Origin of the sequence: Jiangella anatolica (genome assembly GCF_003236295.1) — a bacterium.
Classification (GTDB): domain Bacteria; phylum Actinomycetota; class Actinomycetes; order Jiangellales; family Jiangellaceae; genus Jiangella; species Jiangella anatolica.
The window spans coordinates 1-10,718 of the sequence record NZ_POTW01000025.1; the positions used below are offsets into that span (position 1 = coordinate 1).

Below are 10,718 nucleotides of genomic sequence, written 5' to 3' on the forward strand. Positions count from 1 at the left end.
GGGTGGGCGGGCCGGCTGACGGTGGCGGCCGGCGTGCTGAGCGTCGCGCTGGTGCTGGTGGCGCCGGCGAACGCGGAGCCGCCGCTGGCCGAGCTGACGAACCCGCTGGCGCCGTCGGGTGGGTGGACGGACGTGATCGAAGTGGCGCGGGCCGCGGCCGTCGTGGTGACCGGCGCCGGGCTCCTGGCCGCCGCGGCGTCGCTGCTGGTGCGGTTCCGGCGGGCCACGGGGGCGGCGCGGCGGCAGCTGCTCTGGCTGGCGCCCGCGGCGGTGCTGATCCCGGCGCTCGTGGTGGCGTCGTTCGTCGCGGCGTACCTGGACTCGGTGACGGTGCTCGGCGTCGTCGCCGGGCTGTTCGTCGTGCTGCTGCCGATCGCGACGGCGCTGGCGATCACGCAGTACCACCTGTACGACGTCGACCGGATCCTCGGCCGGGCGCTGACGTACGCGCTGCTCACCGCGGTCCTGGCGATCGTGTACGTGGTCGTGGTGGTCGCCGTCGGGGCCGCGGTCGGCGAGTCGCAGCTGTCCGCCGTCATCGCGACGCTGGCCGCGGTGAGCGTCGCCGGGCCGGCCCGCCGGCGGCTGCAGGACGCCGTCGACCGCCGCTTCAACCGGCGCCGGTTCGACGCGGTGCGGCTGGTCCGCGACCACGTCCGCGCGCCCGCGCCGGGCGTGAGCGTCGAGCACGTGCTGCGCAGGGCCCTCGGCGACCCGGACCTGCGGGTCGCCTACTGGGTCGAGGACCGCCGCGAGTGGGTCACCGGCGACGGCCGGCCCGCGGCGCCAGGTGGTGACGACCTCGTGCTGGCCGGCCCGGACCGGCCGATCGCCGCCGTCTTCGCCGCGCCGTCCGTGCCGCGGGAGCTGCTGCGCGCCGTCGTCACGGAGGCCCGGCCCGAGCTGGACAACGCCGGGCTGCGGGCGGCCGTCGCGCTGCAGCTGGTGGAGGTGCGCGAGTCGCGGGCCCGGATCGTCTCCGCCGCCGACGCGTCCCGCCGCGAGATCGAGCGGAACCTGCACGACGGCGCGCAGCAGCGGCTGGTCGCGCTCGCGGTGAAGCTGGGGCTGGCGCGCCGGCTCGCGACCGGCGACTCCGCGGCCGTGCTGGAGGAGCTGCGCACCGACGTGCAGGAGACGCTGGTCGAGCTGCGCGAGCTGGCGCACGGCATCTATCCGCCGCTGCTGCGTGAGCACGGCCTCGGCGAGGCGTTGCGCACTGCCGCCCGGCACGCCGTCCGCCCCACCACCGTCGACGTCACGACGTCGCGCCGGTTCGCGCCGGGTGCGGAGGCCGCCGTCTACTTCTGCTGCCTGGAGGCCATGCAGAACGCCGGCAAGCACGCGGGAGCGGACGCGTCGGTCACGGTGCACGTCGGCGAGAACGGCGGCGGGCTGGAGTTCGAGGTGTGCGACGACGGCGCCGGCTTCGACCTCGTCACGGTCGGCGAGAGCCAGGGATTCGTGAACATGCGCGACCGCCTCGGCGCGCTCGGCGGCCGGCTCACCGTCGACAGCGGGCCGGGCCGCGGCACCGTCGTGCGCGGGAGCCTGCCCGGATGACCGCCTCCCCGCTGGCGACACCCGGTACGCTCCCACCCGTGACCACAGGCGGGCGGGTCCGGGTCGTCGTCGCCGACGACGCCCTGCTGGTGCGCGAGGGCGTCCAGCGCGTCCTCGGCCTGTTCCCCGACCTCGAGGTGGTCGGCGTGGCCGGCGACCTTGACGGCCTGCTGGCCGCGGTCGACGAGCACCGGCCCGACGTCGTCGTCACCGACATCCGGATGCCGCCCACCTCCAGCGACGAAGGCATCCGCGCGGCCACCCAGCTGCGGCGGACCGCGCCGGAGACCGGTGTCGTCGTGCTGTCGCAGTACGCGGCGCCCGCGTACGCGCTGGAACTGCTCTCCGGCGGCTCGCAGCGGCGCGCCTACCTGCTGAAGGAACGCGTCAGCGAGCCCGACCAGCTGGCCGCGGCGGTCCGCGAGGTGGCCCGCGGCGGCAGCGTCGTCGACCCGCGCGTCGTCGAGGTGCTGGTCGCCGGCGCCCGCCCGGCCGGCGACCCGCTGGCCGGGCTGACCCGCCGCGAGCTCGAGGTGCTGGAGCAGATCGCGCAGGGCAAGAGCAACGCCGGCGTCGCCGCCACGCTGGTGCTCACCGAGCGGGCCGTCGAGAAGCACATCAACGCGCTGTTCGCCAAGCTCGGCCTCACCGCCGAGCCCGAGGTGCACCGCCGCGTCAGCGCCGTCCTGCTGTACTTGGCCTCGCTGCGGTGACGGTGGTGCTGGCACCCCCGCGGCACGGGTGTTGACCGGATGGCAATGCGGCGCGGCGGGGACGATGCTGGTGTCATGGCCGGTAGTGCGCAATCCCCCCAGGCCGAGGCCCCGCCAGCGGTCGTCGACGTGCTCGTGGTCGACGACCAGGAGACGTATCTGTCCGTGGCCCGGTTCGTCGTCGGCTCGACACCGGGTTTCCGGGTGGCCGGCGAGGCGACCAGCGGCGAGGACGCGGTGCGGCTCGCGGCGTCGCTGCGGCCCGGGCTGGTGCTGATGGACATCAACCTGCCCGGCATCTCCGGCATCGAGGCCACCCGCCGGGTGGTCGCCGCGCACCCGGACGCCGTCGTGCTGCTGATGTCGACCTATCCGGCGTCGGACCTGCCGCAGGACGCCCGGACCAGCGGCGCGCGCGCCTACGTCCACAAGGAGGACCTCGCGCCGGACGTGCTGGTCGCCGTCATGGCGGGTGAGCTGCCGGCCGGCTTCTGACCGGGCCGGAAAACCCCTCGACCGGTGGCGCCCGTTCGTGCACGCTGGGGCGATGGGCCACGTCGACCTCAACGCCGTCTCCTTCACCCTGCCCGACGGGCGGGTGCTGCTGGACGACGTCTCGTTCCGGGTCGGCGACGGCGCCAAGGTCGCGCTGGTCGGTGCGAACGGGTCGGGCAAGACGACGCTGCTGCGCATCGTCGCCGGCGACATCGCCGCGCACGGCGGCGCCGTCACCCGCAGCGGCGGGCTCGGCGTCATGCGCCAGTTCGTCGCCCGCGACGCGCAGGACGTGCGCGACCTGCTGCTGTCGGTGGCGCCGCCGCGGGTGCGGGCCGCCGCTGCCGCCGTCGACGCCGCCGAGCTGGCCATGATGGACCGCGACGACGAGCCGACCCAGATGCGGTACGCCACGGCGCTGGCCGAGTGGGCCGACGCCGGCGGGTACGAGACCGAGGTGCTGTGGGACGTGTGCACCACGGCCGCGCTGGGCATCCCGTTCGAGCGGTGCCGCTGGCGCGAGGTGTCCACGCTGTCCGGCGGCGAGCAGAAGCGGCTGGTGCTCGAGGCGCTGCTGCGCGGGCCCGACGAGGTGCTGCTGCTGGACGAGCCGGACAACTTCCTCGACGTGCCGGCCAAGCGGTGGCTGGAGGAACGGCTGGTCGAGTCGGCGAAGACGGTGCTCTACGTCAGCCACGACCGTGAGCTGCTGCACCGCACCGCCACCCGCGTGGTCACCGTCGAGCTGGGCGCGGCCGGCAACACCACCTGGGTGCATCCGGGCGGGTTCGGCAGCTACCACGAGGCCCGGCGCGAGCGGTTCGCCAAGCTGGAGGAGCTGCGCCGGCGCTGGGACGAGGAGCACGCGAAGCTCAAGGCGCTGGTGCTGATGTACAAGCAGAAGGCCGCCTACAACGACGGCCTGGCGTCGCGGTACCAGGCGGCGCAGACCCGGCTGCAGAAGTTCGAGGAGGCCGGCCCGCCGCAGGCCATCCCGCGCGAGCAGAACGTCCGCATGCGGCTGCGCGGCGGGCGCACCGGCAAGCGCGCCGTCGTCTGCGAGTCGCTGGAGCTGACCGGGCTGATGAGGCCGTTCGACCTCGAGGTCTGGTACGGCGAGCGGGTCGCCGTGCTCGGCTCCAACGGCTCGGGCAAGTCGCACTTCCTGCGGCTGCTGGCGGCCGGTGGGTCCGACCCGGAGCCCGAGCACGAGCCGGTCGACGACGTGCCGATCGCTCCCGTGGCGCACACCGGCCTGGCCCGGCTGGGCGCGCGGGTGCGGCCGGGCTGGTTCGCCCAGACGCACGACCATCCGGAGCTGGTCGGCCGCACGCTGCTGGAGATCCTGCACCGCGGTGACGGCCACCGGGCCGGGATGCCGCGCGAGGAGGCCAGCCGGGCGCTGGACCGGTACGAGTTGGCGCACGCCGGTGAGCAGGCGTTCGAGTCGCTGTCCGGCGGGCAGCAGGCGCGGCTGCAGATCCTGTTGCTGGAGCTGTCCGGCGCGACGTTGCTGCTGCTGGACGAGCCGACCGACAACCTCGACCTGGTGTCGGCCGAGGCGCTGCAGGACGGGCTGGCCGCGTTCGACGGCACCGTGCTCGCGGTCACCCACGACCGCTGGTTCGCCCGCGACTTCGACCGGTTCCTGGTGTTCGGCGCCAACGGCAGCGTCTACGAGGCGCCCGAGCCGGTCTGGGACGAGGGCCGCGTCACCCGGGTGCGCTGATGGCGTCGGTCTCGATCGGCGCCGACGCCGAGGAGTTCTGGCGGCTGGCGGGTGCGTGGCTGGTCGCCGAGCCGGTGCTGCACTCGGTGCTGCTCACGACCGTCGAGCGGGAACGGCGCGGCGGGTCGGGCGGCGTCTTCGCCCTGCTCACCGAGGACGGAGGCGCCGGCCCGGCCGGCGTCGCGGTGTGGACGCCGCCGTTCCGCGCCTACGTCTCGGCGGCGCCGGCGGACGCGGAGCTGCTCGCGCTGGCGCTGCTGGACTCGTCGCCGGAGATCACCGGCGTCACCGGCGGCAGCGACGAGGCGGCGGCGTTCGCCCGGGCGTGGACCGGCCGCACCGGCGGGACGGCGACGGTGGCGATGAACCAGCGGCTGTTCGAGCTCTCCGCCGTCGTGCCGCCGCCCCGGCCGGCGCCCGGCGTTGCTCGGCTGGCGGGTCCGGGCGACCGGGAGCTCCTGGTGGCATGGACGGTGGCGTTCGAGCAGGAGTCCAACGCCGCGCCCGGCGCCAGCGTCGCCGAGCGCGTCGTCGACCTGATGCTGGCCGACGGGCGCGCCTGGCTCTGGGACGACGACGGCCCGGCCTGTTTCGTCGGCGTCTCACCCACCGTCGCCGCCGTCGCACGGGTGGCGCCGGTCTACACGCCGCCGCAGCGGCGCCGCCGCGGCTACGCGTCGGCGCTGGTGGCGGCGGTCAGTCAGGCGGTGCTCGACGCGGGGGCGCGGCGCTGCGCCCTCTACACCGACCTGGCCAACCCCACCGCGAACCACGTCTACACCGCCCTCGGCTACCGCCCCGTCGCCGACGTGACGGCGTACGAGTTCGGCCCCGCTCAGGGAGTCGGGTAAAGCTCGATCTCCGCCTGGTGGGCGCCCATCAGCTTCGCGTCGCCGGTGAGCAGCGGGCAGGCGAGCAGTTCGGCGAGCGCGATGTAGGCGGCGTCATAGGCCGTGTAGTTGTGGCGGAGCTCCCACATGCGACCGGTCAGAACCGCTCCGGGGAAGCGCTCGATGCGCAGCTCGGCGAAGTCGGCCCTGATGCCGTCGGCCTGAGCCAACGTCAACTTGCCGCCCAGGGTCAGCCCGCGCAGCGCGTTGCCGATCTCGAAGTCGATGAGGTGCGGCGCATGCAGGATCCGTGGTGCGGACAGCCGCTTGCGTAGCACGTCGTCGTGCTGCGCCTCGCTCAGTGCGTAGAGGATCAGCGAAGTGTCGACGACGAGTGCACTCACTCATTCACCTCGCCCGGCGCGGGTCGCCGCGACGATGTCGGCCATCGTCAGACCCGCCGCCGGTCGCTGGGCCGCCCGGGCGAGGACCTCGGCGACCGTGGGCTGCGCCGCCGCCTCGATGACCATCCGGCGCAGATACGCCGCCAGGCTCATGCCTTCGGCAGCGGCGCGCACGCGCATGACGTCGAGCGCGTCGACCGGGACGTCCCGGATCTGAATGGGCTTGGTCTCCATGCATGCGATGCTATCAATCTGCATGCATGGAGACCACCGTGAGTGGAGGATCAGGCCGCCGGCTCGACGTTGAAGAGGTCGTCGTAGGCCTCCATGAGCATCGAGCGGCCCTTGACCTGCGCGATCACGTCCGGTCCGGCCAGGCCCTCGATGCCGGGGAGCTGGCCGGCGCCGCCCTCGGGGCCGAGCGGGATGGCGACCATCGGCGGCAGCTTCTCGTAGCCGGTCACCTCGCCCGCGCCGGTGATCCGCGCGACCAGGTTCGCCGCGACCAGCTGGGCCTGCAGCCGGGCGGTCGCCGCCATGTTGCGGTCGGCGTCGCCGATGTCGCCGATCGCGTACACGTTCTCGTGCCCGACGACCCGCAACTGGTCGTCGACGCGGAGGTAGCCCTGGTCGTCACGGGCGTTTGCGAGGGAGCCGGTCACGAACCCGGTCGCCGGGGTGACGCCGAAGGCGCGGAACCAGATGTCCGCGCTCAGCTCGTCACCGGCCTCGGTCGTGACGGTGACCGGCGCGGCCGTGGCGGCCGGCGTGTCCGGCAGCGCCCGCAGCGGGCTGCCGAGCACCAGCCGCACGCCGAACCCGTCGAGCTGACGGCGCAGCTCGGTGCGCAGCTCCTGGTCGTACGGGCCGGGCAGGATGTCGTCGGCCAGGTCGACCAGCGTGACGTCCTTGTCCGGATAGGCGGTCTTGATCTCGCCGGCCAGCTCCAGCCCGGCTGCGCCGGCGCCGATCACCAGAGCACTGGCCGACGCGTGCAGCGCGTGGTGCGCCGCCAGGAACCGGCTGCGGGCGACGTCGACGTCGGTCTCGTCGGTCTTGGCGGGGAACGGGTACGACGAGCCGGTCGCGAGGATGACGTAGTCGGCGGCCAGCCGCTCGCCGGAGGCCAGCGTGACACCGGTGCCGTCTGCGTCGACGGCGCGGTCGCGGACGAACCGGCCGTGGGCGAGCAGCCGGTCGTACGGCAGGAAGATCCGGTCCAGCCACTCCGGCTGGACCAGCGCGCGCCAGGACGCGAGGTTGTGCAGGAACGTGTCGGACGGGTCGACCAGGGTCACGTCGGCCACCTCGTCGAGCGCCTTCGCCGCGTGGATGCCGGCGAAGCCGCCGCCGACCACCACGACGGAGGGGCGCGAGCCGTTGGTCTCGGTCACTGGATACTCCTTGGAGAGTCGAAGCTACGAGCTGTCTCGAAGCTACTTCGAAAATCGAAGCAACGCGGTTCGCGTTAGTATTCCAGGCATGACCGCGAGCGTCCGCGCCCAGGCCGACGCCGAGGCCTGCGTGCGCACCGACGAGGCGCTCACCCGGGCCTTCGGCATCCTCGGCAAGCGCTGGAACGCGCTGGTCCTGGGCGGTCTGCGGACCGGCCCGGCTGGGTTCCGCGAGCTGTCGCGCGCCATCGGCGGCGTCAGCGACTCCGTCCTCGCCGACCGGCTGGCCGAGCTGACCAAGAATCACCTGGTGCACCGCCAGGTCGACGAGGGCCCGCCGGTCGCCGTCTCCTACGAGCTGACCGACCGCGGCCGCGCGCTGATGCCGGCGCTGGACCAGATCTCCGCCTGGGCCGTCGAGCACCTGCCGCCGGAGCCGTCAGCTCCCTGACGGCAGCGGCTGCGGCGGCGGTGGCCCCTCGTACCGCCCGGTGACCCGCACCCGCAGCGCGCGCTCGTCGTACTCCTCGAGCGCGTGGGCGATCCAGCCCGCCGTCCGCGCCACCGCGAAGATCGTCTCGCCGGCCTCTGGCGGCATCCCGGTCGCGACCGAGAGCGTGGCCAGCGCGAGGTCGACGTTCGCCGGTAGCGGCAGGTGGGTGGCGGCGGTCTCGGTGACGGCGTGCGCGGCGGCCAGCGCGGGCGCCGCCTCCGGTACGGCCTCGAGCAGGTCGAACAGCACCTGGGCACGCGGATCGACGGTGCGGTAGAGCCGGTGTCCGAGGCCGGGCAGCCGCCGGCCGGCCCGCAGGTGCTCGGCGACGACCGGCCCGGCGCCGCGCTCCAGCACGTCGGCGAGCATGCGATGGGCCAGGCCGCTGGCCGCGCCGTGCAGCGGTCCCTCGACGGCGCCGAGCGCGGCGGAGACGACGGCATACGGGTGCGCCCGCGCCGACGCCGCCGCCCGCGCGGTGACGGTGGACGCGGCCAGGCCGTGGTCGATGAGCAGGACCAGCGCCGTGTCCAGCGTCGTGACGGCGTCCGCGTCGGCCGGCCGGGTGGTGAGCCGGGGCCACAGGCGCGCGGCGACGGAGTCGTCCGGCGCGGAGGTCGCGTCGTCGCGACGCGGGAGCGCGTCGACGAAGGTCGCGATGAGGCCGCGAGCGGTCGCCGCGACGGTGCGCGGGCGCAGGTCGAACCGGACCGGATCGACCGCGGCCGCCGCGATCGCCGCCACCCGGAGGCGGTCGACGAGTCCGGCCTCCGGCGGCAGGGCGTCGCCGACGGCCCTGGCCGCGGCCAGCCCGGCCTCCGGCGCGGCGAACGGCGGGCCGGGCCGCTGATCGCCGGTCCAGAGCCACCACGCGACCTGCTCGAACGAGGCCCGCCGGGCCAGCTCGACCGGGTCGACGCCGCGGTAGAAGTACCGGTCGTCCTCGATCAGCGTGACGGCGCTGTAGACCGGGTCGGCGGCGTCCTGCCCGCGGGCCGGCGGCGGGCCGTCGGACCGGCCGCGACGCCGGTGCACGAGCCGCTGCACCTCGTCGGGGTCGAACGTGCTGACCCGCCCGCCGGGACCGCGACGGCTGCCGAGCAGTCCGCGGCTGACGTACGCGTACACCGTCTCAGGCTTGACGCCCAGGCGGGCCGCCACCTGCTGCGTCGTCAGCCGGCGCTTCTCCGCCACCGCTCACCCCAAAGTTGACTGAAATCAACATATCTACCATGCCATCAACCATTGATGCGAGGAGGACGCCATGACTGCACAGGTGCCGCGTGGGCTGGCCGGGGTCGTCGTCACGGAGACGACCTTGGGCGATGTCCGCGGCCGCGAGGGCTTCTACCATTACCGCGAGTACTCCGCCGTCGAGCTGGCCGCGACCCGGAGCTTCGAGGACGTCTGGCACCTGATGATCGAGGGCCGGCTGCCGACGAGCACCGAGAGCGCCGAGTTCGCCCGCCGGGTCGCCGAGCTGCGGACGCTGCCGGACGAGGTGCGCGCAGCGCTGCCGGCGATCGCCCGGGCGAGCGCGTCGGCCGGGCCGGACGCCGGGCCGATGGCCGGGCTGCGCTCGGCGCTGTCGCTGACCGGCGCCGCCGCCGGATTCCGGCCGCTCTACGACCTCACCGCCGACGAGCGCCGCGACGACGCACTGCTGATCAGCGCGGTGGTGCCGACGCTGCTGGCGGCGCTGTACCGGCTCGGCCAGGGGCTGGAGCCGGTCCCGCCGCGCGCCGACCTCGGCCATGCCGCTCACTACCTCTACCTGCTGACCGGCGAGGAGCCCGCGCCGGAGTACGCCCGCGCCGTCGAGCGGTACCTCGTCTCGACGATCGACCACGGCTTCAACGCCTCGACGTTCACAGCCCGGGTGATCGCGTCGACCGGCGCCGACCTCGCCGCGTGCCTGGTCGGCGGCATCGCCGCGCTGTCCGGCCCGCTGCACGGCGGCGCGCCGAGCCGGGCGCTGGACACCCTGGACGAGATCGGCACGCCGGACCGGATCCAGTCGTGGGTACGCGAGCGGGTGCTGGCCGGCGACCGGATCATGGGATTCGGCCACCCGGTCTACCGCACCGAGGACCCGCGCTCACGCATGCTGCGGGAGATCGCGACCGGCTTCGGCGGCCCACTGGCCGAGTTCGCCGTCGAGGTCGAGCGCCAGGTCGAGGCGATCCTGGCCGAGCTCAAGCCGGGCCGCGAGCTGCACACGAACGTCGAGTTCTACGCCGGCGTCGTGATGGAGCAGTGCGGGCTGCCGCGGGCGATGTTCACGCCGACGTTCGCGGTCGCCCGGGTGGTCGGCTGGGCGGCGAACGTGCTGGAGCAGGCCGCCGACAGCAAGATCATCCGGCCCGCGGCGCGCTACGTCGGCCCGCCACCGCCCGTCCCGGTCCCGGCCGCTTGACCCGGGGCTCGCGTCAGCAGGTGATGGTCGCCTCGGTCTGGTCGACCAGCTCGCTGATCAGCCACTGGCCGTCTGCCCGCTCGAGGTCGAACACCCGGGGCTCCGGGCCGTCGAGCTCACGCTCGAAGAGCTCGCCGTGGTAGTACGCGTTCCAGGGGCCCTCGTCGACGCAGCTCTCCAGGCGCGCGGTGTCGCCGTCGACCGTCACCTGGGGCGGGCCGATCACGGGCGCGCCGTCGCGCGTGACGTTGGCGTCGACCATGCCGCGCAGGTCGGCGATCTTGCGCTGCGCGACCAGTTCCGTGGTCACCAGCTTGAGCGCCGCATAGGAGGCGGCCTCGTCCTGGACGTTCTCCATGGCGATGACGGCGTCCCAATACGCCCGGTGCTGGGCCTCGATCGCGGCGACGGCGGCGGCCTCCGGGTCCACGGACGGCGTCGGCGTGGGCGCGGCCGTCGTGGCGGCCGGCTCGGTGGTCTCCAGGGCCGTCGGCTCGTCGGCGTCGCCTGAGCAGGCGGCGAGGGTCAGCGCGGCTCCCGCCGCGACGAGAGCGGACACGACGCGGGCGGGTGTCATGACCCCGGATCCTTCCACAGGTCACACCGCGGCGCCGGGCTCAGCTCAGGTCCTTGAAAGCTTTCTGCAAGTCTTGCAGGATCCGCCGGGGGTGGCTAGCGTCT

General features: G+C 74.4%; 12 protein-coding genes. 7 read left to right on the forward strand and 5 right to left on the reverse strand.

Features of this window, described 5'->3' with window-relative positions:
• The 5 genes from C1I92_RS12400 to C1I92_RS12420 form a co-directional block, all read left to right on the forward strand.
• Positions 1-1,563 (forward strand): sensor histidine kinase (locus C1I92_RS12400; protein WP_111254973.1); only part of this gene is annotated, 1,563 nt, incomplete at its 5' end.
• The gene (locus C1I92_RS12405; protein WP_111254974.1) at positions 1,560-2,276 is read left to right on the forward strand and encodes a response regulator transcription factor; all 717 of its coding nucleotides are present in this window, start codon (positions 1,560-1,562) and stop codon (positions 2,274-2,276) included. The genes C1I92_RS12400 and C1I92_RS12405, both read left to right, overlap by 4 nt.
• 75 nt (positions 2,277-2,351) lie before the next feature.
• Positions 2,352-2,771: a response regulator gene (locus C1I92_RS12410; RefSeq protein WP_111254975.1), complete on the forward strand. Its 420-nt coding sequence runs from the start codon at positions 2,352-2,354 to the stop codon at positions 2,769-2,771.
• A 52-nt stretch (positions 2,772-2,823) separates the two neighbouring features.
• The gene (locus C1I92_RS35595; protein WP_111254976.1) at positions 2,824-4,500 is read left to right on the forward strand and encodes an ABC-F family ATP-binding cassette domain-containing protein; all 1,677 of its coding nucleotides are present in this window, start codon (positions 2,824-2,826) and stop codon (positions 4,498-4,500) included.
• Positions 4,500-5,351 (forward strand): GNAT family N-acetyltransferase, encoded by an 852-nt coding sequence (locus C1I92_RS12420; protein WP_111254977.1) that lies wholly within the window; start codon positions 4,500-4,502, stop codon positions 5,349-5,351. Before C1I92_RS35595 ends, C1I92_RS12420 begins: the two co-directional genes overlap by 1 nt.
• Here the strand turns inward: C1I92_RS12420 and C1I92_RS12425 are convergent.
• From C1I92_RS12425 to C1I92_RS12435, 3 genes are read right to left on the reverse strand one after another with little or no spacing between them, the layout of a single operon-like run.
• Complete coding sequence (locus C1I92_RS12425) at positions 5,336-5,734, reverse strand: type II toxin-antitoxin system VapC family toxin (protein WP_111254978.1); 399 nt, start codon at positions 5,732-5,734, stop codon at positions 5,336-5,338. The genes C1I92_RS12420 and C1I92_RS12425 overlap by 16 nt on opposite strands.
• Positions 5,735-5,968 carry a hypothetical protein gene (locus tag C1I92_RS12430; protein WP_146605116.1) on the reverse strand — a complete coding sequence of 78 codons (234 nt, stop codon included), beginning with the start codon at positions 5,966-5,968 and terminating at the stop codon, positions 5,735-5,737. It lies immediately after the preceding gene.
• Between the two features lie 50 nt (positions 5,969-6,018).
• A complete protein-coding gene (locus C1I92_RS12435; RefSeq protein ID WP_111254980.1) occupies positions 6,019-7,128 on the reverse strand; it encodes an NAD(P)/FAD-dependent oxidoreductase in 1,110 nt (369 codons plus the stop codon).
• Between the two features lie 88 nt (positions 7,129-7,216).
• On the opposite strand from C1I92_RS12435, the gene C1I92_RS12440 reads away from it, so the two are divergent.
• Positions 7,217-7,579 carry a winged helix-turn-helix transcriptional regulator gene (locus C1I92_RS12440; RefSeq protein WP_111254981.1) on the forward strand — a complete coding sequence of 121 codons (363 nt, stop codon included), beginning with the start codon at positions 7,217-7,219 and terminating at the stop codon, positions 7,577-7,579.
• Here C1I92_RS12440 and C1I92_RS12445 read toward each other — a convergent pair.
• Positions 7,568-8,815 (reverse strand): citrate synthase, encoded by a 1,248-nt coding sequence (locus tag C1I92_RS12445; protein ID WP_111254982.1) that lies wholly within the window; start codon positions 8,813-8,815, stop codon positions 7,568-7,570. The genes C1I92_RS12440 and C1I92_RS12445 overlap by 12 nt on opposite strands.
• A 70-nt stretch (positions 8,816-8,885) precedes the next feature.
• Here C1I92_RS12445 and C1I92_RS12450 point away from each other — a divergent pair, with 70 nt between their 5' ends.
• Positions 8,886-10,037 carry a citrate synthase gene (locus C1I92_RS12450; protein WP_111254983.1) on the forward strand — a complete coding sequence of 384 codons (1,152 nt, stop codon included), beginning with the start codon at positions 8,886-8,888 and terminating at the stop codon, positions 10,035-10,037.
• A gap of 13 nt (positions 10,038-10,050) precedes the next feature.
• On the opposite strand, the gene C1I92_RS12455 is transcribed toward C1I92_RS12450, so the two are convergent.
• A complete protein-coding gene (locus tag C1I92_RS12455) occupies positions 10,051-10,614 on the reverse strand; it encodes a hypothetical protein (RefSeq protein WP_111254984.1) in 564 nt (187 codons plus the stop codon).
• Positions 10,615-10,718 lie beyond the last annotated feature (104 nt).

Bases quoted from the DNA above. Each gene is read 5' to 3' on its own strand.
- C1I92_RS12405 (WP_111254974.1), top strand. From the start codon at position 1,560: ATGACCGCCTCCCCGCTGGCGACACCCGGTACGCTCCCACCCGTGACC.
- C1I92_RS12410 (WP_111254975.1), top strand. From the start codon at position 2,352: ATGGCCGGTAGTGCGCAATCCCCCCAGGCCGAGGCCCCGCCAGCGGTC.
- C1I92_RS35595 (WP_111254976.1), top strand. From the start codon at position 2,824: ATGGGCCACGTCGACCTCAACGCCGTCTCCTTCACCCTGCCCGACGGG.
- C1I92_RS12420 (WP_111254977.1), top strand. From the start codon at position 4,500: ATGGCGTCGGTCTCGATCGGCGCCGACGCCGAGGAGTTCTGGCGGCTG.
- C1I92_RS12430 (WP_146605116.1), bottom strand. From the start codon at position 5,968: ATGGAGACCAAGCCCATTCAGATCCGGGACGTCCCGGTCGACGCGCTC.
- C1I92_RS12440 (WP_111254981.1), top strand. From the start codon at position 7,217: ATGACCGCGAGCGTCCGCGCCCAGGCCGACGCCGAGGCCTGCGTGCGC.
- C1I92_RS12450 (WP_111254983.1), top strand. From the start codon at position 8,886: ATGACTGCACAGGTGCCGCGTGGGCTGGCCGGGGTCGTCGTCACGGAG.
- C1I92_RS12455 (WP_111254984.1), bottom strand. From the start codon at position 10,614: ATGACACCCGCCCGCGTCGTGTCCGCTCTCGTCGCGGCGGGAGCCGCG.